Genomic DNA, 25,650 nt, shown 5'->3' with positions numbered 1-25,650 from the left:
ACGAGTTCATGCCTGACATTCGCACCTACCAAGTCGTCGTCAACCACGAGGAGCAGTACTCGGTGTGGGCCACGGACCGGCCGCTGCCTCTCGGCTGGACCAGCGAGGGGACCTCCGGCACCCGGGAGGAATGCCTGACCCACATCGCCGAAGTCTGGACCGACATGCGCCCGCGCAGCGTCCGGCAGGTCCAGGAATGACCTCGAGCATGCCCGGCGATCTCTCCTACGCCGAGCGGCGGATGTGGTTCCTGGACCGGCTTCGCCCCGGCGGGACCGACTACCTGCTCCCGTACATCTTCCGGATCGGCGGCCCGCTCCGGGTGGACGCGCTCACCGCCACCCTCACCCGCCTGCACCAGCGGCACGACGTGCTGCGCTGCACCTACCGGACCGAGGCGGGAGAGCCGCGACGGGTCGTCCACCCCGCCGGTGAGAGCGCGCCGGCACTCACCATCGTCGACCTCACCGGACACGCGCCGCGGGAGCGGGAGAGGCGCGCGCGGGAGGTGCTCGCCCGCGACCAGCGCACCCCCTTCGACCTCGGCCGGGAACATCCGGTGCGGTGGCTGCTGATCGAACTGACCGGCACCGAGCACCTCCTTGTCCTCACCGCGCACCACATCGCCTTCGACGCGTGGTCCGGGCATGTGGTGTTCGAGGAGTTCGGGGCGCTCTACGACGCCGAGGTCGCCGGCGTGACGCCGGCGCTCGCCCCGATCCAGGTGGACTACGCCACCCATGCGGTACGGCAGCGCGAGCGGTTCCTGCGCGGCGAACTCGACGGCTCGCTGGCCTTCTGGGAAGGCGAGCTCGACGGCATGGCGGCACTCGACCTGCCGCTGGACCACCCCCGCCCGCGAATATGGCGCCCTGACGGGGCCAGCGTCGACGTGTCCGTTCCGCCGGCGCTCGCCAAGGCGCTGACCGCGCTGGGCCGCTCGGCCGGCGCGACCCGGTTCATGACGGCGCTGACCGTCTTCACCGGCCTGCTCGCCCGGTTGAGCGGGCAGAGCGACATCAGCGTGGGCACCGCGGTCTCCGGCCGCGACGACGGGCGCACCCACGAGACGGTCGGGCTGTTCGTGAACACGGTGGTGCTGCGTTCCACGGTGGAGGCGGAGACGACCTTCCGCGACCTGCTCGGCCGTACGGTCATCACGACGCTGACCGCGATGGAGCACCCGGAGCTTCCGTTCGACGTGCTGGTGGAGCGCCTGCGGCCGGAGCGCGACCTGTCGGCGAACCCGCTCTTCCAGGCGATGTTCCTGTTCGAGGAGGCGGGCGGCGCCGCCATCACCGCCGGCGGCCTTCACTTCGAGGAAGTGGACGTGCCGCCGATCGCCGCGAAGGTGGACCTGACGCTCGCCCTGCGGCACGAGGCCGATGGCGGGTTCACCGGGCACTTCGAGTACGCCACCGCCCTGTTCGAACGCGCCATGATCGAGCGGTTCGCCCGGCTCTTCGTGCGGCTGGCCGAGCAGGCGGCGGCCGAGCCGGACCGTCCCCTCGTGGAGCTGCCGCTGTCGACGGCGGCCGAGCATGTCGCGGAGCTGGGCTACCGTGAGGCGCCGCCGGCACCGGTGATGACGCCCGAGCTGATCGCCGGGCAGGCGCGGCGGCGGCCCGACGCCATCGCCGTCGCCGGGCCGGACGGGGACCTCGACTACCGGACGCTGGCCCGGCGAGCCGGCGACCTCGCCGCCGCGCTCGCCCGGGCCGGGGTGCGCCGTGGTGACGTGGTCGGCCTCTGCGTGGAGCGCGGGCCGCATCTCGTTTCCGCGCTGGCCGGCATCATGAGTTCCGGGGCCGCCGTGTTGTGGCTCGATCCCGCGCACCCTCGGGAGCGGTTGCTCGGCCTGCTCGCGGACGGGGGAGCGGTGCTGGTCGTCGCGGCCGGGCCGGACCGGGCCGGACTGGACGACTGCGGACTCCCGATCCTCCCGGCCGACGCGGTGCCTCCGCCTTCCGGACCGGTGCCTTTGCCGCGTATCGGCCCGGACGACGTCGCCTACATCGCCTACACCTCCGGCTCCACCGGCAGGCCGAAGGGTGTCCAGATCTCGCACGGCGCGCTGGCCGAGCACCTGGAGGTCATCGCCACCGAGTTCCGGATCACGGCCGGCGCCCGGATCTCGCTCGCCGCCTCGCTGGGGTTCGACGTCTCGCTGGAACAGATCCTCACCGCCCTGGTACGCGGCGCGCGCGTGGTCCCGCTCGACCCGCGCAGGCTCGGCGCCGACGACCTCCTCGACGAGATCGGCAGGCATCGCCTCACCCACCTCAACCTCACCCCGCTGTACTACCGCGAGCTGATCGGACGCGCGAAGCCCCGGGACCGGCGGCTGGACTCCGTCGAGATGGTGTACCTCGCGGGGGACGTCATCCGCGGCGACGACCTCCAGCGCTGGCGGGACGGCGGCTTCGGTGGCGCCTTCGTCTGCGCGTACGGTCCCACCGAGGCGACCGTCACGTGCACCGCGATGGACACCGCCGGCTTCACGGGCAGGGAGAGCATCCTGCCGATCGGGCGCGCGGTGCCGGGCACCCGGGCCTACGTCCTGGACGGCCGGCTCCAGCCGGTGCCGGTCGGCGTGCCCGGCGAGCTCTACCTCGCCGGCCGTCGTGTCGCGCTCGGGTACGCCGGCCGTCCCGCCGCCACCGCCGGCGCCTTCCTGCCCGACCCCTTCGGCGCCGAGCCCGGGGCCCGGATGTATCGCACCGGTGATCTGGTGCGGCGCCGCCCGGACGGGGTGCTGGAGTTCCGCGGCAGGGTGGACCGCCAGATCAAGGTCCGTGGGCACCGGGTGGAGCCGGAGGAGGTGGAGAGCGCGCTGCTGGCCCATCCGCGGGTGCGGGCCGCCGCCGTGGTCCACCGTCCGGTCGGCGCGACCGGCGAGCCGGGCCTGGTGGCGTACGCCGTCCTGTCGGATTCGGTCCGGGGCGATGCCGGTCTCGGGGACTATCTGCGGGAGCGGCTGCCGTCCTACCTGGTGCCGGCGGCGATCGTCACGCTGGCCGAGCTGCCCAGGACGTCCAGTGGCAAGCTCGATCACGACGGACTGCCGGAGCCGGTCCTGATCCGGCCGGATCTGGGCGCCGAGATGGTCGCGCCGCGCACCACGGCGGAGAAGGCACTCGTCGCGGCGATCTCCCACGTGCTGGGCATCGAGGGCGTCGGCGTCCATGACGACTTCTTCCGGCTGGGCGGGAACTCGCTCGCGGCCACCCGGCTGGTGGCCCGCCTGCGGGATCACGCCGGTCTCGTGCTGCCGCTGCGGGAGGTCTTCGGCACACCGACGGCGGCCGCGCTCGCGGCCCGCGCCACCCCGGTGACCGGCACGGCCGGTGACGAGCCCGTCCGGGCGGATCGTACGGGCCCGATCGTCCTGTCCGCCGCCCAGCGGCGCCTGTGGGTGCTCCACCAGGTCGACGCCTCGGGATGGGAGTACGTCGTACCGGCGACCTTCCGCCTGCGCGGCCCGCTGGACACCGGCGCGCTGCGGGCGGCCTGCCGGCTGCTGGCCGAGCGGCACGAGATCCTCAGGACCAGATACGTCGTCGTACCCGGCTCCGGCCCCGCCCAGATCGTCGATCCGGCCGGCGAGGTGCCGGTGGAGGTCGTCGAGCCGGCCGGCCGATCCGCCGAGGAGGTCGTCGGCGAGGCGGCCACGCGGGGCTTCGACCTCGGCCGTGATCACCAGTTCCGGGTCACGCTGGTGCGGGCCGCGCCGGACGAGCACATCCTGCTGCTGCTCAGCCACCACATCGCCGTCGACGGCTGGTCGTGGAAGATCATCGGTACGGAGCTGGCCGCGCTGTACCGCGCGCTGACCGCCACGGATCTCCCCGCGGCACCGCTGCCCGCGCCCGCGTGGCAGTACGCCGACCACGCGGTCCACGAGGCCGCCCGCGACCTGGACGACCAGGTGGCGTACTGGCGCCGGACGCTGGCCGGGAGCGAACCCCTCGACCTGCCGCTCGACCGGCCACGCCCGGAGACCCGGGACCCCTCGGGCGCGGTGTGGGCCTTCCGCGTGCCCGCCGAAGACGCCCGGGCCGTGCTGGAGCTCGGCCGGGACGCCGGGGCGACCGAGTTCGCCACCTGGTTCGCGCTCTATGCGGCGCTGCTCAGCCGCGTGACCGGACAGCGGGACCTCGTGATCGGCACCCCGGTCGACTGCCGCGGCACGGCCGGTGCGGAGACGGTGCTGGGCTGCTTCGTGAACACGCTCGCCGTCCGTGTCCCGCGGGTGGGGGAGACTTTCCGCACGCATCTGGCCGCGGTGCGGTCGCTGCTGGCGCAGGCCCACGGCCACCGCGAGGCGCCCTTCGACCGGGTTCTGGCCGAACTGGGCCGGGACCGCGATCCGTCGCGCACGCCGCTGTTCGACACGATGTTCCAGGTGCTCGAAGGCGCAGGTCAGGCGTTCTCGCTGGCCGGCCTCACGGTCACCCCCGTCGAGTCGCTGCCGCCGTCGGCGGTGACCGACCTGACCCTGGCCATGCGGGCGAACCCGGACGGAAGCTGGACCGGGGAGCTGGAGTACGCCACGGCGCTGTTCGAACCGGCCACGGTCATGCGGCTCGGGGAACGGTTCGCCCACCTGGCCGCCGAGGTGGCCGCCCGGCCCGGCGCCGTGCTGGCCGATATCGACCTGCGCACCGAGCGCGAGCGGACCGCCACGGGTGCGCCGTACGCCGAACGTCCGCGCACGGTGCTCGAACTCTTCGCCGACCAGGTGGCCCGCGTCCCGGACGCGGTGGCGGTCACCGGTCCGAGCGGCTCGGTGACGTACCGGGAGCTCGACGACCGCAGCCGGCGGCTCGCGCGGCGCCTGGCCGCCGCCGGGGTGGAGCCGGGTGCGGCGGTGGCGGTGTACGCCGGCCGGAGCGTGCGGACGGTCGTGGCGCTGCTCGCGGTCCTGCGCCGCGCGGCCGTCTACGTCCCTCTGAACGAGGCCGATCCGCCGGAGCGGCGCGAAGCGCTGCTCGACGAGACCGGGGCGGTCGCCGTCGTGACGGACGAGCCGCACGCCACCGAGTTCGCCGAAGGCGGGCGGCTGGTCTTTTGCGACGACGACCAGCCGGACGATGGCCTGATCACGGACGACCCGGCCGGTGCGGCGCTGACCGATCTCGCCTACGTCATCTTCACCTCGGGCTCCACCGGCCTGCCCAAAGGCGTCATGATCGACCACGCCGCCTTCACCCACCACTGCCAGGTCATGGCCGACGCCTACGGGCTCGCGCCGGGCGAACGGCTCGCCCTGCTGGCCTCGCTCGGCTTCGACGCGTCCATGGACCAGATCATGGCACCGCTGATCAGCGGTGCGGCCGTGGCGGTGCTGGACGCCCGCGCGGTCTCCCCGGCGAAAATGCTGCACGATCTGTACGACCACGCGGTGACGGTCGTGGACGTCACCCCGGTGTACTACCGGGAGCTCCTCCACGCGGCCGTCCCGGACGACCCGCGCCTGGCCCGGCTGCGCCTGATGAGCGTCGGCGGGGACGTCGTCACCGGCGAGGACGCCCTCGCGTGGCACGCGCTCGGCACGGGTGCCGCGTTCGGCTGCACGTACGGCCCGACCGAGGCCACCATCGCCTGCACCTTCCTGGTCGCCGACGAGGCGGAGGCCCGGCGCGCGGGCCGCCACCCGCTGCCGCTGGGGAGGCCGTTGCCCGGTTCCCGCCTGCTGGTCCTGGATTCGGACCAGCGCCCGGTGCTGCCCGGGGCCACGGGGGAGCTGTACGCCGGTGGCCCCAGGGTGGCGCGCGGATATCTGAACCGCCCGGAGCTCACGGCGGACCGGTTCGTGCCCGACCCGTCCGGCCCGCCCGGCGCCCGGCTCTATCGCACCGGTGACCTGGTCCGGATGCGGCCGGACGGAGTGCTGACGTTCCTCGGCCGTACGGACCGGCAGGTGAAGATCCGCGGCTTCCGGGTGGAACCCGCCGAGATCGAGGCCGTGCTGTCCGCGCTGCCGGGGGTGCGGGCGGCCGCCGTCGTGCCGGGGCCGTTGCCCAGCGGGGAGCAGGGGCTGCTGGGCTTCGTCGTACCGGCGGCCGGAGCCCGGCTGGAAGCCGCCGACGTCAGGTCGGCCGTGCGGAGCCGCCTGCCACGGCACCTGGTGCCGGCCGCGCTGACGATCATCGACGAGCTGCCACTGACCCCCAACGGCAAGCTCGACCAGGCGCTCCTGCTCCGAAGCCGGGCCGCGCCCGCCGAGCAGGCGCCCGATCGCGAGCTGGACCCCACCGAGCGGGCGGTCGCCGGGATCTGGACCGAGGTGCTCGGCCTGTCCGGGCTCGGGCCCGGCGACGACTTCTTCGTCCTGGGCGGCCACTCCCTGTCGGCCACCCGGGCCGGCATGCGGCTCCAGGAGATCTTCGGGATCGAGCTGCCGATGCACCGCCTGTTCACCGCCACCACGGTCGAGTCGCTCGCCGTGGTGGTCCGCGAGGCCGTGACCGCCTCACTTGACGCACTGTCCGACGCCGAAATCGTGGCCCTCGCCGCGCAGGATCTGGAGGCCGACCCCCGATGAGCATCGACGCACCCCACTCCGGGACGGACGCGGCGGAGCTGCGCCGCAGGCTCCTGGAGCGGCGGCTGGCCGGCCGGTCCCGGCAGGCGGCGGAGACCACGGTCATCCCGCGCCTGCCACGCACCGGACCGCTGCCGCTCTCCTTCGCCCAGCAGCGGCTGTGGATGGTCGACCAGTTGCACGCCCGCCAGGAGGAGTACCTGATCCCGGTGGCCATGTCACTGACAGGACCGCTGCGGGAGGAGGCGCTGGAGAAGGCGCTGACCGAGGTCGTGGCGCGGCACGAGGTCCTGCGTACCCGCTACGTCCTGGTGGACCGCCAGCCCCGGCAGGTGGCCGATCCGCCCGCGCCCGAACGGATCGAGCGGGCCACGGCGGGCGAGCAGGACCTGCAGCGCGTGATCGCCAAGCTCTCGCGGCTGCCGATGGACCTGGCGAGGGAGCACCCGATCCGCTTCCACCTCGTGGAGCTCGGCCCGGAGCGGCACGTCCTGCTGATCTGCGTCCACCACATCGCCTTCGACGGCTGGTCTGCGGGACTGCTGCTGCGCGAGCTCTCCGAGCTCTACTCGGCGGCGGTGGAGAACCGGCCGCCGGCCCTGCCCGAGGTGCTCACCCAGTACGCCGACCACGCGAGCTGGGAGCGGGACCGCATCCGAGGGATGCTCGGCCAGGCCCAGCTCGACTACTGGCGGGCCGAGCTCGACGGCCTGGACGACCTGAGGCTGTTCACCGACCGGCCGCACCCGGCCGAGTGGGACTCCCGCGGGGCCGCGGAGCCGTTCGTCATCCCCGCCGAGGTCACCCGGGCTCTGCGTGAGACCGGCCTGGCCGCCGGCGCCACGACCTTCGTCACCCTGCTCGCCGCCGTCCAGGCGTTCCTCGGCCGCTCCTGCGGGCAGCCCGACATCGCGGTGGGCGTGCCGTCCGCCGGGCGGCCACGGGCCGAGGTGGCCGGCACCATCGGCTATTTCGGCAACATGCTGGTCATGCGGGCCGACCTGGCGGACGACCCGGCCTTCTCCGCTCTCGTACGGCAGGCCAAGGCGAGCGCGGTGGCCGCGTACGCCAACCAGGACGTCCCCTTCGAGCAGTTGGTCACCGAGCTCCGCTCCCACCGCGACCTGTCACGCAACCCGCTCTTCCAGGCCAGCCTGACGGTGGAGGAGGATTCGGGAGACGATGAGCCGGCCCTGACCGGCCTGACGGCGCGGATGCTCGACATCGACTGGACCGCCGCGAAGTTCGACCTCTCCTTCACCGTCACCGTGCCCGCCGACGGCGCGTGGACGGGCGAGATCGTCTACCCGGCCGCGCTGTTCGACCGGGACACGGTCCGGCGCATGGCCCGGCACTTCACCGCCTTCGTGACCGCGCTGGCGGCGGCACCGGACCGCCCGGTCGGCCAGGTTCCTTTCCAGCCGGACGACGAGCCCGCCGCCGAACCGGTGAGCATCCCGGTCACCACGACCGTGCACGAGGCCGTGGAACGCGTGGCCGCCCATGCCGGCGAGCGGGTCGCACTCCACGCCGGCGACGCGCGTCACAGCTACCGCGACCTCAACGAGCGGGCGAACCGCCTGGCCCGGCACCTGATCGGCCTGGGCGTGGGCGGCGGCGGCCTGGTCGGGGTCCGGCTCGGCCGCGGTGCCGACCTCGTCATCGCCCTGCTGGCCGTACTGAAGACGGGCGCCGCCTACCTCCCGCTCGACCCGGACCAGCCGGACGACCGGGTCAACTTCATGATCGACGATGCCGCCGCCGCGCTCGTCATCACCGAATCCCGCTTCGCGCAAGGGCTCGGGGCCAGGCTCGTCGTCCTCGACGACGACGCCACCCGGGCCGCGCTCGCCGAACTGCCGGGCACGGACCCCGGCCGGGCCGTGGATCCGGACGACCTCGCGTACGTGATGTACACCTCCGGCTCGAGCGGCCGGCCCAAGGGCGTGATGGTGACGCATCGCAACGTGGTGCGCCTGTTCGCCGCGATCGACCGTGACCTGGCGACCGGTCCCGACGACGTGTGGACGATGTTCCACTCCTACGCCTTCGACTTCTCGGTGTGGGAGATGTGGGGCGCGCTGGCGCACGGCGGCCGCCTGGTGCTGGTGCCGTTCGAGACCTCCCGCTCGCCGGAGGAGTTCCTGCGCCTGCTCATCGACGAGCGCGTCACCGTCCTCAGCCAGACCCCGTCCGCCTTCGCGGGCCTGACCCGGGCGCTGGAGGAGCGCGGCGGCCTCGGCGGGCCGGCGCTGCGCGCCGTCGTCTTCGGCGGTGAGGTGCTCGACCCGTCGACGCTGAGGCCCTGGTTCCGGCCGGGCGGGCCCCGCCTGATCAACATGTACGGGATCACCGAGACCACGGTGCACGTCACCTTCCACGAGCTCGGGGAGGCGGACTGCCGGGAGCGCGCCGGCCGCAGCCCGATCGGCCGTCCCCTGGCCGACCTGAGCACGCACGTGCTCGACTCGGCCGGGCAGCCGGTCCCGGTCGGCGTGCCGGGCGAGATCTACGTCGGCGGCGCCGGGGTGGTCCGCGGCTACCTCGGCCGCCCCGCGCTGACCGCCGAACGCTTCGTCCCCGACCCGTTCGGCACCGAGCCGGGCGCGCGCCTCTACCGGACGGGTGACCTGGCCCGGCGCCGTCCCGACGGCCGGCTCGAATACCTCGGCCGCGCCGACGAGCAGATCAAGATCCGCGGCCATCGGATAGAGCCGGGCGAGGTCGAGGCAGCCCTGGCGAGCCACCCGTCGGTGCGCGCGGCGGTCGTCGACGTGCGCTGGAGCGGGCCCGGAGACGGGCGGATCTTCGGGTACGTCGTCCTGTCCGGCGAAGCGGCCCTCGACGACGTACGCCGGCACGCCGCCACCAGGCTACCCGGCTACATGGTCCCGGCCGCGGTGGCCGCCATCCCCCGGATCCCCCTGACCGCCAACGGCAAGCTCGACCGCGGCCGGCTGCCCCAGCCCAGCCTCGGCTCGGCCGTCGCCTACCTGGCCCCGCGCTCGGAGGCGGAATCCGTCGCGGCGGCGGTGCTGAGCGAGGTGCTGGAGGTGCCCAGGGTCGGGGTGCACGACAACTTCTTCGCGCTCGGCGGTGACTCCATCCGCGCGGTCCGCGCGGTGGGCCTGCTGCGCGCCCAGGGGTTCGGCGTCACGGTCGCCGACCTGTTCCGCCGCCAGAGCGTCGCCGAGCTGGCCGAACTGGCCGGCGGCACCGTCGAGGCGGACGCGCCCGCGAAGCCCTTCGCCCTGCTCTCACCGGCCGACCGCGAACGGGTGCCGGCCGATGTGGAGGACGCCTATCCGCTGGCGCAGACGCAGGCCGGCATGCTCTACGAGCTGCTGCGCGACGACGAGGTGCACCGCTACCACAACGTGACGGCGTACCCGGTGCGCGAGCGCGGCACCTTCTCGCTGGAGGCCCTGCGCCGGGCGGCCGCGTACGTGACCGCCCGGCACGACATCCTGCGCACCGGGTTCGACGTCACCACCTTCTCCGAGCCCATGCAGCTCGTCCACGAGCACGTCACGCCGGACATCCGCTTCACCGACCTGCGGCCGGTGCCGGCCGGGGAGCGGGAGGCCCGGTTGTGGGAGGTCATCTCGGCCGAACGCGCCGACCTGTTCGACCTTGACGCGGCGCCGCTGTGGCGCCTGCACATCGTCCCGTCCACCGCCGGGACGTGGCACCTGCTGCTGGTGGAGTTCCACCCGGTCCTCGACGGCTGGAGCCACAACTCGCTGATGACCGAGATCCTGCACGTCTACGAGGCATACCGGGACGGCGGGGCGCCCGAGCCCGCCCCGCCCGGCGCGGTCCGCTTCGCCGACTTCGTCGCCCTGGAGCAGGCCTCGATCCGGTCGGCGGAGGACCGCCGCTTCTGGGCGGAGCGGGTGAACGGCGACTGGGAGCGCCTGTCGCTGCCCGAGCTGTGGGCCGGGCCGGCCGGCATGCTGACCTACGAGGTCCACGTACCCCTCCAAGAGCCGGGCCCTGGGCTGCGGGAGCTCGCGCGGATCGCGGGCGTGCCGTACAAGACGGTGCTGCTCACCGCCTACCTGCGGGTACTCGCGATCGTCAGCGGGCAGGAGCGGTTCTTCGCGGGCATCGTCTCCAACGGCCGCCCGGAGCGGCTCGGGGGTGACGAGGTGCGCGGCATGTTCCTCAACACGGTGCCGTTCGCCGCGCCCGCCGTCCCAGGCACCTGGGTCGCGTACGTGCGGGAGGTGTTCGCGGAGGAGATCGCGGTCCACGCGCACCGCCGCTACCCGCTGCCGGTCATGCAGGGGGAGTGGGGCGGCGACGTCCCGCTGATCGAGACCGCCTTCAACTACATCAACTTCCATGTGCTCGACCTCGACCTGATCGACGCCGAGGCCCTGCACGACGTCAGCCCCACCCAGTTCGCCCTGGCGGTCTCGACCGAGGGCGACCGCCTGGCCATCACGGCGCGGCCAGAACAGGTCGCGCCCGAGTACGGCGAGCTGGTCGGCCGGCTGCTCACCCAGGTCCTGGCGGCGATGGCCGCCGCGCCCCACGGCGACCCGCGCCTGCCGCTGCTCGGCCCGTCCGACCGCCGGCGGGCGCTCGCCCTGGCCGCCGGTCCCGCCGAGCCGGTGGGAGAGGGCTTCGTGGAGCTCGTCGACCGGTGGGCGGTGGAGCGGCCGGACGAGCCGGCGGTCCGCGACCCGGCGGGAGACCTGACGTACGCGCGGCTCCGGCACAGGTCCGGCCAGGTCGCGGCCGCTCTACTGGCACGCGGCGCCGGGCCGGACACCGTGGTGGGCATCAGCCTGCCGCGCGGCTGCGACTTCGTCGTGACCATGCTCGGTGTCCTGCGGGCAGGCGCGGCGTTCCTGGCCCTCGACCCGGCCCAGCCGGCCGTGCGGAGGCAGGCCCTCCTGCGCGACGCGGGCGCGCTGCTGGTGCTGGGAGAGGACGACGACGGCCTGGGCCTGCCCGTGCTGTCGCCGGCCTCGTGCGCCGGGCTGACGCCGCTCGCCGAACCCGTCCGGTGCGCTCCGGAGTCGCTGGCCTACCTGATCAGCACGTCCGGCTCGACCGGAGAGCCCAAGAGCGTGATGCTGACCCATCGCGGGCTGCTGAACCTGGCCGGAACGCCACTCGACGTCCTGGGCGTCGAGCCCGGCGACCGGGTGGCGCAGCTCGCCCCGGTGGTGTTCGACATGGCCCTGTTCGAGATGGTCCTCGCGCTGACCCGCGGGGCCACCTTGTGCATCCCGGACCCGGGCGTCCTCGCGGTCGGCGAGGTCCTGTCCGCCCTGCTGACCGGGATGGAGGTCACCCACCTCGTCATCGTCCCGTCGGCCCTGGACGTCCTCGACCCGGACGGCGTGCCCGGCCTGAGGGTCGTGGCGGTGGCCGGCGAGGCGTGCCCCGAGCCGCTCGCGGAAGGGTGGTCCGGCCGCGTCCGCTTCCTCAACCTGTACGGGCCCAGCGAGTACACCATCATGGCCACCGGCCTGGAGATCCTCCCCGGCCAGGAGCAGGGGCTGACCATCGGCCGTACCATCGCCAACACCGCCGCGTACGTCCTGGACGTGAACCTCGACCCGGTGCCCGTCGGCGTGCCGGGCGAGCTCTGCCTCGGCGGGTCCGGGGTCGGGCGCGGCTACGCGGGCCGGCCGGAGCTGACCGCCGACCGCTTCCCGCCCGACGCGTTCGGCGGCGTGCCCGGGGCCAGGCTCTACCGCACCGGTGACCGCGTGATCCGCCGCCCCGACGGCGAGCTGGTGTTCCTGGGCCGCATCGACCACCAGGTGAAGCTGAACGGCCATCGCGTCGAGCCGGGCGAGATCGAGGCGGCCCTGCAAACCCACCCGGCCGTCCGGCAGGCCGTCGCGGTGGTGCGCGGCGACGGCGGGCGGCGGCACCTGACCGCGTTCGTGGTCGCCGCCCCCGGCACCTCGCCCGGCGACCTCAAACGGTTCCTCCGGGACCGCCTGCCCGCCTACCTGGTGCCCGCCAGGGTGGTGCCCCTCACCGACCTGCCCAGGAACGCGACCGGCAAGATCGACAGGGAGCGGCTCGCCGTCCTGCCGCTCGGCGACGACCACCGGGCCGCGCCGGTGCCGCCCCGCGACGACCTGGAGGCCCGGATCGCCGCCGTCTGGCAGCGCGTCCTGCGCGCCGACCGGGTCGGCGTCCACGACGACTTCTACGACCTGGGCGGCAACTCCCTGCTGGCGGTACGGCTGGCGGCCCGGCTCTCGCAGGCCCTGGACGGCACGGTCTCGGTCGCCGACGTGCTGCGGCGGCGGACGATTGCCGAACTCGCCGCCGAACTCGCCGCCGCCCTGGCCACCAGCCGGACGGCGGACGACGGCGGGCCGCTGCACTGGTTGCGTTCGACGGGCACACAGGCGCCGCTGCTGTGCGTCCATCCGGGCGGTGGCGGCATTCACTGGTACGAGCGGCTCGCGGAGATCATGCCGGAGGGACGGCCGGTCGGCGCCTTCCGCTTCCCCGGGGCCTCCTTCCCCGGCGCGGGCTCCACCGTGGAGCTGGCCCGGCACTACCTCGACCAGCTCGACCCCGGCCTGACCGGCCAGGGCCTGACACTGCTGGGGTGGTGCGGCGGCGGCGCCGTCGCGTGGGAGATGGCCCGGGTGCTCACCGAGTCCGGCGTCCCGGTGCGTCTGGCGCTGCTCGACCCGGGCTCGCCGCTCACCGACGCCGGCGAGCAACTGCGCGACTTCGGGCGGTGCGAGGCTCTCTTCACCCGGCTCGCGGCCGGCGAGGAGGGCGTCCGCACCGAGGCGTTCGCCCTGCTCGCTGAGCTGCTCGACGAGGAGCTGCCGCAGGACGACCTGACGGACGAGTCCTGGCTGGACCAGGTACGCGGCTGGCACGCCCTGCTGAGAGCCACCTTCTCCTACGATTTCCGGCCCGCGCGCTGGTCGGTGGACATGATCTTCGGTGCGGAGATCGCCGCCGGGACGCACAGCGTGCTCCAGGGCATCGGGGCGGCGGACTACGTACGGTCCTGGCGAGAGCTGGTCGCCGGGGCGCCGAGCACGTGGACCACCATCTCCGGCAGTCACCTGGGCGTCATGGAGGAACCGCATGTCTCCGAGCTGGCCGGCGTACTCACGCGGGCGCGATGATGGCGGGCCTGTGGCGCAACCGCGAGTTCAACCTGCTCTGGACCTCCCAGTCGCTGGCCGACCTCGGAGACGGGATCGCGTCGCTGGCGCTGGCGTTGCTGGTCCTGGCCGAGACCGGCTCCCCGGTCCAGGCCGGGATGGTGGGCACGATCACCCAGGTGGCCCGGCTGGCGCTGCGCCTGCCCGCCGGCGTCCTGGTCGACCGGATGGACCGCCGCCACGTCATGGCGTGCTGCGGCGTGCTGCGGCTGGCCGTCTTCGCCACGCTCACCGTCGCCGTGCTCTCCGGCCATACGGGTCTGGCGTTGATCCTCGTGGTCGCGGCGGCCGACGCGGCGGGGAGCGCGTTGTCGGGGACGGCGGAGGACGCCTCGATCCGCAGCATCGTGCCGATCGCGCAACTGCCGGCCGCCGTGGCGCGCAACGAGGCGCGCTCCTACGGCGCCTCGCTGGCCGGCCCGCCGCTCGGCGGCCTCCTGTTCGGGGTCGCGCACGCCGTGCCGTTCCTGGCCAACGCGATCTCGTCGCTGGTCTCGGTCGTCTTGGTGCTGTTCATCCGCAAGCCTTTGCAGGCGGAGAGAGAGGAGAAGCCGCAGGCGTACGGTGCGGCCCTGGCAGAAGGCGTCACCTTCGTGCTGTCCCACCCCTTCCTGCGCGCGTTGATGTTCATCGCCGCGCCGCTGAACTTCGCCATCGGCGGCGTGCTCTTCTCCGTGATCGTGGCGCTGCAGCGCAACGGCACGCCGCCCGCGGTCATCGGCCTGGCGGAGACGATCGTCGCGGTGGGCGGCCTGCTCGGCGCGTTCGTCGCCCCCGCGCTCCAGCGCCGTCTCAGCCTGGCGTCGCTGGCCCGGCTGATCTGCTGGGCGGCGGCGGCCCTGCTGGCGAGCGTCGCGATGCTGACGTCGAGCATCGCCGCGGCCGTACCGCTCGGGCTCGCCGTCTTCCTGGGGCCCGCGTGCAACGCCGCGCTCTTCGGCTTCCAGGCCGCCATCACGCCCGACCGGCTGCAGGGCAGGGTCAGCAGCGTCATCATGGTGGCGGCGACCTCGATGGCCGCCATCGCGCCGGTCCTGGCCGGAGCCATCGTGGCCGCCTGGGGGCCGGCCGCGGCCATCCTGTTCTTCGCCGCGGCCGTCGCCGGATCCGCCCTGCTGGCGACCTTCGGCAACGGCATCCGCCACGCCGGCGACCGTGTTCTGGTCGAATGAGCGGGTCAAGCGCCAGCCGGCGTCAATGCGTCAAATATCAAATCAGGCTGGACATGGAGCAGGCGAAAGACAATGGCCCGCCGGGAAATCCCTGTGATTCCGTGAGAGTGGCGCGGGAATCGCGCCGCCTCATCGGAAAACAGGAGGATTGAATGGCAGCCACATTCGATCTGGACCTGAGCGCGCTGGACGTCGTGCCACAGCCTGGCCAGGCCTCGCCTAAAAGGCCAACGGCAAGAAAGAATGCAAGGACTCGCTTTCATGGCGTCAAGCATTCGGCACGGCTGAAACGTCAAGAACAGCGCCGGATTGGACGACCCCGAAGCGACGCGGCCACCTTTTCGCCTCGATTCAATCCTAATCTCCTGATGAAACCCTTTTAGGGGAGCAGGCGCGAAGAGGAGAACGGGAAATGAGAAAGAGCATTCTGGCCAGAACGGCCCTCGTCGCGACGATCGCGACCGTCACCGGTGCCGGCGTGGCACTGCCCGCCGCGGCCGCCACCAGCACCTCGCACTACACCGTCCAAGCCCAGCTCGACAACAACCCCGGCTCGGGCGCCGGCTGGGTCTGGGTCTATTCCGGCTCGGACAGCAACGGGCGAGTCGACTACCAGTTCTACGACGGGTCGATCCGGAGCCTCCACACCGGCTGGTGGACCGCCAACAGCACGGACCCGGGCCACCCGGTCGCACAGACGGCCATGCTCGGGGCCGTGGAGATGCCCGCGCAGGACTGGGACGGGGGCCGGGTTGTTGGGCTGGTCGGTGTCTTCCGCGCCTCGACCGGCTCGGCGATCTGACGCTGCGGGGGTGGATCGTGCTCAACCTGACCCGGGCCCCGGCTCACGGGGTGCGGGGCTTTCGCCGGAGTTCACCGCCGTGAGACGGGCCAGGTGAACGCGAACGCTCGCGACGTCGACTCCCTGCTCGTCGGTATGGTCGGTGCCCAGGGTGGTCATGATGCTCAGGGCCTGGGTCCAGTGGTGGCGGGCTTGGTCGTGCCGGCCGAGTGCGGCGTGGGCGTGGGCGAGGCCGTCGTGGGCGCGGGTCTGGTCGCCCGGTTGGTCGAGGTCCGTCGCGAGGCGAAGCGCCTGGCGATGGCTGTCGAGCGCCTGATCGGCGTGGCCGGCGTCGTGCTGCAGCCGGCCCATGCCGTGGACGGCCTCGAACTCCCAGTTGCGGTTGCCGATCTCGCGGGCGAGATCGAGGGCCCGCTGGTAGCAGGTGCGGGCCTGCTCGTGCCGCCCCTGGACACGGTGCAGGTCACCGAGGGCGGTGAGGCTGTCGAGTTCGCCGAGCCGGTGCTCCGTGCCGCGAGCAAGATCGCCTGCCCGCGTGAAGCAGTCGGTGGCCGCCTCGTGCTCGTCCCGGCCGAGATGGATGTGGCCGAGCCCGAGCAGCGCGCGCGCTTCGCCGGTACGGTGACCGATCGTCCCGGCGATGTCCAGAGCTCTCGTCAGGTTGTCGACAGCCTGCTCGTGTCGTCCCATCAGCCGATGGATGTGGCCGGAGCCGATCAACGCGTCCAGCTCGCCGGTACGGTGACCGACCGCCCGGGCGATGTTCAGCGCCTTCGTGAAATTCTCGCCGGACTGTACGTACTGTCCGTGGACCGCGCGAAGCATGCCCAGGGTGTTCAGCGCTCGCAGCTCGCCCGGGCGCCGGCCGATGGCGCGGGCGATCTCCAGGGCGTACGAGGTGTCCTCGATCGCTGTTTCGTACCGGTTCTGCATGTGGCGGATCTCGCCGAGTGCGATGAGCGCTTCCATCTCACCCAGGCGATCGGCGGCGGCGCGGGCGGCGGACAGCGCCTGCCGGTGGAGGGTCTCGGCCTCGGCGTATCGGCCGCGAGTGCGCAAGCATCGGTGCAAGGTGGTCGACAAGTGCCGGATATGTTCTGGAAAGTCGTGCTCGGCGGCATGCTGGGCAAGGGCCAGCAGGTTGGACAACTCCGCCTCCAGCCAGGTGGTGGCCGCTGCCTCATCAGGCATGGAGACGATGCCGGATGGGGGCCGCGGCCGCATATCGGCTTCGTAGGGGTAGAGGCGGTCCATTGCCGCTGAGGCGGCCTGACTGTAATGGTCCAGCAGCCGCGTCAGCGCGGCGCGCCGCTCGGTCTCCGACTCTTCCTCGGTGGTGAGTGCGGTGGCATGGGTGCGGATCAGGTCATGGAAGCGATACCGGCCGGAGATCGGCTCTTGCAGCAGGTGCACCTCCAGCAACTGATCCAGCAGCGTCGAGGCTTGCCCGACGGTGGTGTCCAGCAGTGCGGCGGCGGCATCGGGCGCGATGTCAGGGCCCGCGTGCAGTCCCAGGAAGCGGTAGGCGCGCTGCTCGGCGATGGCGAGTTCGCGGTATGACAGGTCCAGCGCGGCGGTGATGCTGCGCTGACCGGCGTGCAGTTCGCCCAACCGGCTCTCGTGCTCTTCCAGCCGCTCCAGCAGATGGTCCACCGTCCAGGCCGGATGAGCCTTCAGCCGGGCCGCGGCCAGCCGGATCGCCAGAGGCAGCAGCCCGCAGCGCCGCACCACCTCGGCCAGCATTTCCCGCGGCGTGCCCGCGACCCGCTCCTGCCCGGCGGTGCCGGTGAACAACGCGATCGCATCGGCCGGCGGCATCACGTCCACCGACAGCGTGAGGGCACCGTCCAGACCGATCAGCCGTCGCCGGCTCGTGATGAGGACCAGGCAACCGCCCCTGCCGGGCAGTAGCGGCCGCACCTGCGCCTCATCGGCGGCGTTGTCCAAAACGATCAGCATCTTCTTGTCCGACAGCAGGCTGCGGTACAACGCCGCCCGATCGTCGAGATGATGCGGAATCGACTCCCCAGGCACACCGAGCACACCCAGCATCCGGGCCAGCGTGTCGGCCGGCTCCGCCACGGCCATGCCCTGGGTGTAGCCGTGCAGATCCACGAACAGATCACCATCGGGGAAACGGCAGGCCAGTTGGTGCGCGGCATGCACGGCCAGGGCGGTCTTGCCGACTCCGGCCATCCCGTCGATCGCGGTGATCACCACCGTGGCCGCGTCGCCCGCCTCCTCGAGCAGGGTCAGCTCCCGCGCCCGTCCCACGAACGCCGCCACATCGGCCGGCAACTGCCGGAGCGCCGACCGTTCCGGGCGAGGGTCGTGCGTGTCGGTGCCGGCGGCGCGGACCAGGATCGACAGCTCGGCAGCGGCCAGATCCAGCGCCTGCGCCAGCAACCGTATCGACGCACTGCGCGGCCGCCGCAGTTCACCCGTCTCCAACCGGCGAATGGTCCGCGCACTGAGCCCCGCCCGCGCCGCCAGTTGCTCCTGGGACAGCAAGGCCCGCTCACGCCAGCCGCGCAGCAAGACGCTCAACGCCGGCTCTTCCATCGAAGAACCTGCCTGAGCATCGCCTTTTCCCCCTGAAGGCATGTACACCTCTCCCACGCACCCCACCCTGGACCAGCGAGCAAGGCGACGCCATCCAAACCCCAGAAGTCAGGGCAAAACCCCAAGATCCAAGCCGCGCCGAACTCGGTGATCGGCCCGTACCGGCGGGCGAGGGCCCTCGGCATGAAAGCCAGGGTGATCTCCGGGGCGAGGACCATCAGGGGACTGGTGCGACCTTGCCGGGTCTTGGCGTGGGTGAGCCTTGCGGCGGGGGCGCGGGAAGCCGGGGAGGCAGGAGGTGGTGAGGGCGGCGCCGCGTGGCACGACGGAGCCTGGCCGGCCGATGCGCGAACGCGAACCGGCTACGAAACCGAACCGCCCTTGACCGCGATCTCTATCGGCCCGCGGCCGGGAAGTATCCCAGGATGTGTTCCGCCACCACGTTGGAGGTAGGCGTCCGCTCGCAGTCGCCGCGGACGGAGACGAAGTGGCTCTTCGTGTGGGGGACATAGCAGCGGTAGAGCGGCTTCGTGCCCGGCAGTTGACGCGTGTAGAGGTAGCCCTCCTGCCGTAGGAAGGTATTGTTCCCCGTGTCATGAACGCTGTTCTCACAGCCGGCGTCGCCGGTCAGGAATTGGTCGCGTTCCGTATTGCCCGCGCGGCAGCCGTAGATGGCCTTGGTGAGGCCCAGCGTCTTTGTCGTGAGAATCGGCGTCCGGCCCTCCTCGCGGTATGCCGCGCCGGGGCTTCCGCCACTGGTCACATAATGCTTGAGACCATCGAAATAGCGGACCAGCGGTTTGGTCGGCGCGGCCGGCCGGCCGGTTTCGGCCTGGGCGGCGGAAATCCCGGACCCGGCGGTGACCACGGCGGCCGCCAGTATTCCGATCACGGTGAATCTCGCCCTCATATCGACTTTCCCTTCATATGCCTGTGCTGATGGATGAGCGAACGTTCCGCGCATTGTCATCGCGGGATCGAGAAATGCGCGGTAGGAACACTATCGGCTCCGTGTCGTGACAATCTGCTACATCCACCACATGTCCGCCCAATGTCCGCTAAATGGCCGGGCGAGCCGTCACGAGCAGGGTCGTTGACGTGGGTCCGTGGTGCTAGGTGGTCGGCCGGCCGCTCGCCCTGTGCGGAGGGCGTAAACCGAGCACTCGCCCTGAAGAAAGAAAATCGCTGGCCGCCACTATCGTGCGTATCCGCAATAAATCGAGCAGGGTGCCGGAGATGCGGATGGGCTCGCGGCATTCGCGCAGGCGGATCAGCGCTATCACGGCGTTGGCCCACATCCCGGGCACCCACACGGTCCTGGCCGCCGGCGCATTGAGTGACCCGTCGACAGAGGACAAGCTGACGATCGCTCGATTGGATCCATGAGCCGCTCATTTCGAGCACGGCACGCCACGTTCGTGGCGTGCCGATCGTCGTTCCGCGCTAGTGGGCCTGCTGGTCGTAGAGGCCGTCCATCATTCGCGGGAGCGGTGCGGGGTAGGTGCCCTCACCCTCGTCGCTGAACTCCCCTCCGTACGACGCCTGCCAGTCGCCGGTCGAGGTGTTGCGGATGGAGGTGTGAGTCAGGGTGCCACCGTCCGCGTTCGCGCCGTAGAGCGCCCAGTGATGGGCGGTGCGCTTGTTGGTCGCCGAGTCGGCGCTGACCGTGTCGTCGTGACGCGAGGCGAGGAACGTGTAGTCCGTACCGATCTGGGAGAGCGGCTGCTTGCCCAGCCAGCTGATGAAGCCGCTGCCCGGACGCATGTCGCTGCACTGCTCGTGGGTGATGGCGCAGGCGGTCACCACCGCGCTGCCGATGCCCTGGTGTGGAGTGGCGAACGTGACCATGTCCTCGATGTACAGGAACGGGGGCCAGTCTCTGGGCCACGTGGTCGCGCCGAGGTCGTCCTGGTTGACCGTCAGCCCGGACAGGTCGGGCGCCGGCTTGCCCACGCCGTACCTGTTGACGCCCTCGATGGCCGCCTTCGCGACCAGGCCGCCCATGGAGTGGGTCACGACGTCGATGGCCACGTCACGGCTGGAGTACAGGTAGTAGACGGTCCACGCGAACTGGCGGCCGACCTCCTGGATGCGCGTGTCGGTGGTGCCCCGGAGTCTGAGGTCGCAGTTGGTGGCCTTGTTGTAGTAGCCGAAGGTGACGACGTCGCCCCAGCCGTTGGCGTTGAGCAGGCTCTCGGCGCTGTTCCATGCGCCGGAGCAGCTGATGTCGGCCTCGCGATCGAACCCGTGGACCATGACGGTGACCCGGTGTCCGTTGGCGCGCGCCGGCACCGCCGACGCGGCCGGTGCGGTGGCGATCAGGGTGGCCGCGACGGTGGCCACGATCAAGCAGAGGGCATAACCGGATCTGGCTAATCTGGGCATCCACGCTCTCCGTTTCCGTGAAGTCGGAGGCAATGTAACGCGCGGATGATCAGCTGCGCATCGGTCGTTTTGCGGTGTTGCACCGGTCACGCCGGAAGGTCGACGGTGATGTCGAGGCCGCCGCCGGGACGGGCGGTGACCGTGATGCGTCCCTGGTGGGCGAGGGTGATCGCGCGCACGATGGACAGTCCCAGCCCCAGGCCGTCGGTACGGACGCGGGTGCCCTGTCCGTGCACGAACGGTTCCAGCAGCGCCTGCGCCTTCCCGGGCGGGATCCGGCGGCCGGTGTTGCCGACGCGCAGGACGGCGCGTCCGCCCACGGAATCGGTGTCGACGGTCAGGCGCCCGCCCGCCTGGTTGTGGCGGATCGCGTTGTCGACCAGGTTTCCGATCATCCGTTCCAGCAGGACGGGCTCGCCGGTGACCGGCGCCGGCCGGTAGATGTGATCACCCTCGAAAGCCCTCAAGGGAGGATCACCGAAAATGAGCCGTACACGAACGGCCGGAATGACCGGGCTGGCGTCCGTCATGCTGGCGTTGAGCATCCACGCGCCCGCAGCAGCCGCCGAGCTGGGAGACGTCCAGCAGGCGATCGAGAGCGTGGCGAAGACCGCGGGCGTGGTGGGCGTCATCGGCGAGGTGTACGTCGACGGCAAGCGGGTGGACCGGGGAACGGCGGGTTCACGCCTGCTCGGCGGCAGGGGCGGCCGCATTCCTTCGGGCTCCCGTTATCGCATCGCGTCCCAGACCAAGCTCATGGAGGCCGTGATCGTCCTGCAACTCGCCGGGGAGGGCAGGCTCGGCCTGGACGACAAGCTCAGCAGCCTCCTGCCCGAGACGGCCGAGCACGACCACGTGGATCGGGCCGCCGAGATCACCGTGCGGCAACTGCTCCGGCACACCTCGGGCATCCCCGACTTCGCCGAGAGCGGGAAGTTCGACGTCTTCGACTTCACCACCGTCTACAAGCCGATCGACCTGGTCAAGGCATCACGGACCGTCCCTCGTCAGGGCGATCCGGGACAGTACCGCTACTCCACCACCAACTACATCCTCCTCGGCATGATCATCGAGAAGGTGACCGGCCACGATCGGGCCGCGGAGTTCAAGCGGCGGCTGATCGACGGCACCTGGAAGGCGATGGAGCGGGTACGGGTCGCGCTCACCGGCCCGGCGGGCGGTCCGCGTCGAAGTACGGGCTCAGCAGCGGGCCCAGCGTGGCCGCCATCAGCCGGTCGCCCGGTCCGATGGCGCGCCGCGCGCCGTCGAACGGCACCCCCAGCGTGCTGACCGCGCCCGTGGTACGGGATCGGACGACGATCTTCAGCATGTCGTCGATGCCGTTGCGGTGCAGGAACGTGTCGGCGAAGTCCCGCTCCGGGCCGGTCGCCCGCAGGCGGAGCCGTCCGAGGGTCGCCACACCGTGGCGGGTCAGGCAGGCGACCCCGTCGGGCGAGGCGAACGGATTGGTCGAGCGCCAGCGTTCGGCATATTCCTCCACGAAATCCGGCCGGAACATGGTGAGGTACTGCTCTTCGCCAGGGCCTCCCGGCGCCAGGTACGCGGGATTCTCGGCCACGAACGCGTCGATCCACCCGAGATGGACGGCCAAGGCCTCCGCCAGCACCGGATAGAGCGCCCCCTGCCGAGCCTCGGCCACCTGCTCCAGAACTTTGATGAGCTTTCGGTATTCCAGTTGTTCCACGGATCCGCCATCGCACTCGTTCATTGTTTCGAAGGCAGCCAGGAGGGTGGGCGCCTGCTCAAGGATTTCGCAAGGAACGCCCGGCCGCCCATCTATTGACCAAGGATTCCGCATCGTTAGGATCGTTCTAAACGATCCGATTCTTGTAAAGGTGGATGTGGTGCCGGAGATCTCCCCTGCCGAGGCCGAGTTCGTCGACCGGATCGGGCTGTTCTTCGAGATGGTGGGCGGCCCCCGGACGATGGGAAGGATCTACGGCCGGCTGATGATCTGCGATCCGCCGCAGCAGTCGCTGACCGAGCTGGCCACCGCGCTCGCCCTGAGCAAGGCGTCGATCAGCACCGTCATCCGGCCCATGCAGGAAGGCGGCATGGTGGAGCGGCTGCCGTCGTCCACCCGCGAGCACCACTACCGGATCGCACCCGGCGGCTTCACCCAGGTGCTGCAGGTCCAGCTCGATCGCATGCGGACAGGTGCGCAGGCGGCCGAGTTCGGGCTGTCGGTGATCGGCGAGGACCGGCCGGACCAGCGAGAACATCTCGAAGAGCTCCGCGACTTCTGCGAGTTCGCCGCGACCGAGGTCCGCGGGGAGTTCATGCGGCGCTGGCAGGCGCACCGCGCGACAAAGAAGAGGAGAGAATGATGGAGAAAATCGACTTCACCGGCGTGGAGCAGACGATGCTCACCACCCTCTACCTCCGCGCCTGCGGCCTGGAAGAGGTCATGCTGGCGCGGGACGAGAGCGCCAGCATGGTGTGGGGCATCGAGCAGACCGTCCGGATGCCCACCGGCGAGCCCCGCCCCGCCGCCGAGACCCTCGCGTTCCGACGCCGGCTGCGCCCGGTCACGCCGCCCGGCGACCCGCGCGCGCCGGTGGCGTACCGGTGATGAGCTCCGTCCCTGAGCACGGGATCCCGTTCATCCCGGTCCACGTCCCCGGCGACGACCGCAGCGTGCAACTGCGGCGTGCCGCGATGCTCAGCGACGTGGGCGAGCCCCGTCCCTCCCCGGACGGCCCTGCTCCGCGAGGGGTTCGACGCCGGGCGCGCGTACTTCATCAACGAGGAGAAGGTGCCGCTCACGGGCACCCGCCTGACCGCCGCGTACAACCGCACCCGTACGCGAAACGGCCAGGTGATCGTGTGGCTCACCGTACGGCGTGACACCGGCCGCGGCGGACGGTCCAGCGGCCTCGCCTTCGACCTGCTGACCGACACCCCGATCACCTGATCAGGCCAGGGCGATCAGATCGGCGTAACCGTCGTTCCACAGGTCCTCGGCCCCATCGGGCAGCAGGAGGCGGGCGTCCGCCATCCATTCACGTGAAGTGCCCGCGGGCCACCATGTCGGTCGTGACCACGATGGACAGAGCCTCGGCTGCCAGCAGTGCCACCAACACCACGAGCTGCACGATCCCGGCTTCGATCGGGCCGGCGCCGCCGAGCAGCATGCCCACGAAGGCGCCCGGCAGCGTGACCAGTCCCACCGTTCTGGTCTGGTCCAGCGCGGGGACCAGCGCCTGGGCCGCCGCCGGGCGGCAGATCTCCAGCGCGGCGTCCCTCGGCAGGAAGCCCAGTGACAGCGCCGCCTCCACCTCTCCTTTGCGGTGGTTCAGCTCGTCCACGGCCCGGCGTCCGGCCAGGGAGGTGGCGGTCATGCAGCCGCCCAGCAGGATGCCCGCGATGGGGATGACCACGATCGCGTCCATGGAGATCACGCCGCTGGTGGCCAGCAGGGCGAGCACCGGCGCGGTGCCCGCGGCGACCGGCACCGCCGCCCGCCAGGCAGTCCGCCCCGGCGTGATGCGCCGGCCCGCGGTGAAGGCGGCGACGCCGTACATGAGCAGGATGAACCCGGTCGCCGCCGCGAAGGAGGAGACCACCCAGGTGATCAGCAGGGAGACCGCGCCGAGTTGCACGGCCGCCCGCAGGCAGGCGGTCAGGACCGCCCGCCCGTGACCGAGGTGGCCCAGCCACGCCACCAGGGCGCCCAGGGCGACGAGGGCCACCAGTGCGACGGGCAGGAGCGGGGTCAGTGTGATCAGAGAAGAGGAACGCACAGCCGGTAGTGTCTCGCCGAGAGCCGGGGCATTGCGCTCCGGGTACACGGTGGATAGAGTCCAGAAATTCTTCCGCAAACGTTTTCGGGATCTCGGGTGCGGTGATGGCGAGGCGGGGCAAGCGTGGCGCGACCCTTCAGGAGATCGCGCAGGAGATCGGCGTGTCGGTGGCGACCGTCTCCAGGGTGGCCCGCGGCGTGGGCCAGGTCTCCGACGACACCCGCCGCCGCGTGCTGGCCGCCATCGAGCGGCACGACTTCCGGCCGAGCCGGCTGGGCAGCGGGCTGGCCAAGCGCTCGCACGGCGCGCTCGGCATCGTGTTCCCCGGCCTGTCGGGGCCGTACTACTCCGAGGTGATCGGCGGGTTCGAGGAGGAGGCCGTACGCGCTCAGCTCGCCGTCGTCATCCTCGGCACCCACCTGCTGCGCGAGTCCGACGAACTGGTCAGGGACACCGCGGCGCGGGTCGACGGGCTCGCCGTCATGGGCGGGGTCCTGCCCGACGACGTGGTCGACCGGCTGCGTGACCGCGGCGACCCGGTGGTGCTGCTGGCCAGCAGGCCGCGGGCGGGCGTGCCCACGGTGCGCGTCGAGAACGTCTCCGCGTTCGACCGCCTGACCAGGCACCTGCTGGCCGACCACGGCTACGACCGGCTGGCGTTCGTCGGCGACCCCGGCAGTTCACCGGACGCGGACTATCGCTGGCAGGGGTTCACGCAGGCGCATCGGCACGCCGGGGCCGGGGCGCCCGCGGAGCCGGTCCGGGTGGGGCTGACCCAGTCGGAGGGGTTCATCGCCGTCAACCGGCTGCTGGCGGCCGGGCCGCCGCCGCGGGCCCTGGTCTGCGCCAACGACGAGACCGCGATCGGCGCCGTGCTCGCGCTCCTCGACCGGGGGCATCGGGTGCCGCAGGACGTCGCGGTCACCGGGTTCGACGACATCCCGATGGCCGGCCTGCCGGTCTCCGGGCTCACCACCGTTCACCAGCCGATGCGTGAGCTGGGGAGGGAGACCGCACGGTTGCTCCTGCGCGATATCGAGGGCACCGTGCCGGCCGCGGTCGATCGCGTACTGGAGACCCAGCTCGTGATCCGGGGGAGCTGCGGCTGCGGCGTGGCATGACCGCTTCCTGACATGGGGCCTTGACAGGTCCCGTCCGGCTCATCACTGTGTAAATCGCGCTGTAAGCGCTTGCGGTAAGCCAGTCCGCCGGCAGCCTTTCCCCCCAGGCCCGGCCGAAGGGAGATCCC

15 protein-coding genes are annotated in these 25,650 nt (G+C 71.8%); 10 read left to right on the top strand and 5 right to left on the bottom strand.

Annotated features, from left to right (window positions below; translation table 11 throughout):
• Nucleotides 1-8: 8 nt before the first annotated feature.
• The 5 genes from C4V41_RS30290 to C4V41_RS62065 all read left to right on the top strand — a co-directional run bounded on the left by C4V41_RS30290 (nt 9) and on the right by C4V41_RS62065 (nt 15,690).
• Nucleotides 9-200 carry an MbtH family protein gene (locus C4V41_RS30290; protein WP_103959377.1) on the top strand — a complete coding sequence of 64 codons (192 nt, stop codon included), beginning with the start codon at nt 9-11 and terminating at the stop codon, nt 198-200.
• Nucleotides 197-6,547 carry a non-ribosomal peptide synthetase gene (locus C4V41_RS30285; RefSeq protein WP_160150435.1) on the top strand — a complete coding sequence of 2,117 codons (6,351 nt, stop codon included), beginning with the start codon at nt 197-199 and terminating at the stop codon, nt 6,545-6,547. Before C4V41_RS30290 ends, C4V41_RS30285 begins: the two co-directional genes overlap by 4 nt.
• Nucleotides 6,544-13,677 carry a non-ribosomal peptide synthetase gene (locus C4V41_RS30280; protein ID WP_103959375.1) on the top strand — a complete coding sequence of 2,378 codons (7,134 nt, stop codon included), beginning with the start codon at nt 6,544-6,546 and terminating at the stop codon, nt 13,675-13,677. The genes C4V41_RS30285 and C4V41_RS30280 overlap by 4 nt, the downstream gene beginning before the upstream one ends.
• Nucleotides 13,674-14,888 (top strand): MFS transporter, encoded by a 1,215-nt coding sequence (locus tag C4V41_RS30275; RefSeq protein ID WP_200824322.1) that lies wholly within the window; start codon nt 13,674-13,676, stop codon nt 14,886-14,888. Before C4V41_RS30280 ends, C4V41_RS30275 begins: the two co-directional genes overlap by 4 nt.
• Before the next feature lie 412 nt (nt 14,889-15,300).
• The gene (locus tag C4V41_RS62065; protein WP_160150434.1) at nt 15,301-15,690 is read left to right on the top strand and encodes a hypothetical protein; all 390 of its coding nucleotides are present in this window, start codon (nt 15,301-15,303) and stop codon (nt 15,688-15,690) included.
• A 21-nt stretch (nt 15,691-15,711) separates the two neighbouring features.
• On the opposite strand, the gene C4V41_RS30265 is transcribed toward C4V41_RS62065, so the two are convergent.
• From C4V41_RS30265 to C4V41_RS30250, 4 genes are all read right to left on the bottom strand, one after another.
• Nucleotides 15,712-18,252, bottom strand: a complete 2,541-nt coding sequence (locus tag C4V41_RS30265; protein ID WP_160150433.1) for an ATP-binding protein — start codon at nt 18,250-18,252, stop codon at nt 15,712-15,714.
• 394 nt (nt 18,253-18,646) lie between these two features.
• Nucleotides 18,647-19,144: a hypothetical protein gene (locus C4V41_RS30260; RefSeq protein ID WP_146103831.1), complete on the bottom strand. Its 498-nt coding sequence runs from the start codon at nt 19,142-19,144 to the stop codon at nt 18,647-18,649.
• A gap of 551 nt (nt 19,145-19,695) precedes the next feature.
• Nucleotides 19,696-20,637: an esterase/lipase family protein gene (locus C4V41_RS30255; RefSeq protein WP_146103830.1), complete on the bottom strand. Its 942-nt coding sequence runs from the start codon at nt 20,635-20,637 to the stop codon at nt 19,696-19,698.
• 86 nt (nt 20,638-20,723) lie between these two features.
• Nucleotides 20,724-21,104: a sensor histidine kinase gene (locus tag C4V41_RS30250; RefSeq protein WP_200824321.1), complete on the bottom strand. Its 381-nt coding sequence runs from the start codon at nt 21,102-21,104 to the stop codon at nt 20,724-20,726.
• A 16-nt stretch (nt 21,105-21,120) separates the two neighbouring features.
• On the opposite strand from C4V41_RS30250, the gene C4V41_RS30245 reads away from it, so the two are divergent.
• From C4V41_RS30245 to C4V41_RS63195, 4 genes are all read left to right on the top strand, one after another.
• Nucleotides 21,121-21,927: a serine hydrolase domain-containing protein gene (locus tag C4V41_RS30245; RefSeq protein ID WP_103959369.1), complete on the top strand. Its 807-nt coding sequence runs from the start codon at nt 21,121-21,123 to the stop codon at nt 21,925-21,927.
• Between the two features lie 575 nt (nt 21,928-22,502).
• Nucleotides 22,503-22,985, top strand: a complete 483-nt coding sequence (locus tag C4V41_RS30240) for a GbsR/MarR family transcriptional regulator (RefSeq protein ID WP_200824320.1) — start codon at nt 22,503-22,505, stop codon at nt 22,983-22,985.
• Complete coding sequence (locus C4V41_RS63200) at nt 22,982-23,230, top strand: hypothetical protein (protein WP_200824319.1); 249 nt, start codon at nt 22,982-22,984, stop codon at nt 23,228-23,230. Before C4V41_RS30240 ends, C4V41_RS63200 begins: the two co-directional genes overlap by 4 nt.
• Nucleotides 23,231-23,308: 78 nt before the next feature.
• Nucleotides 23,309-23,572 carry a hypothetical protein gene (locus C4V41_RS63195; RefSeq protein WP_200824318.1) on the top strand — a complete coding sequence of 88 codons (264 nt, stop codon included), beginning with the start codon at nt 23,309-23,311 and terminating at the stop codon, nt 23,570-23,572.
• An 88-nt stretch (nt 23,573-23,660) separates the two neighbouring features.
• Here the strand turns inward: C4V41_RS63195 and C4V41_RS30230 are convergent, their stop codons facing one another.
• The gene (locus C4V41_RS30230) at nt 23,661-24,401 is read right to left on the bottom strand and encodes an ABC transporter permease (protein WP_235030457.1); all 741 of its coding nucleotides are present in this window, start codon (nt 24,399-24,401) and stop codon (nt 23,661-23,663) included.
• A 104-nt stretch (nt 24,402-24,505) separates the two neighbouring features.
• On the opposite strand from C4V41_RS30230, the gene C4V41_RS30225 reads away from it, so the two are divergent.
• The gene (locus tag C4V41_RS30225; protein ID WP_103959368.1) at nt 24,506-25,522 is read left to right on the top strand and encodes a LacI family DNA-binding transcriptional regulator; all 1,017 of its coding nucleotides are present in this window, start codon (nt 24,506-24,508) and stop codon (nt 25,520-25,522) included.
• Nucleotides 25,523-25,650: the final 128 nt, after the last annotated feature.

This window comes from Nonomuraea solani (assembly GCF_900108335.1).
Classification (GTDB): domain Bacteria; phylum Actinomycetota; class Actinomycetes; order Streptosporangiales; family Streptosporangiaceae; genus Nonomuraea; species Nonomuraea solani.
The sequence above is the reverse complement of the archived record's forward strand: the minus strand, read 5'-3'. Positions and strand labels throughout refer to the sequence as shown.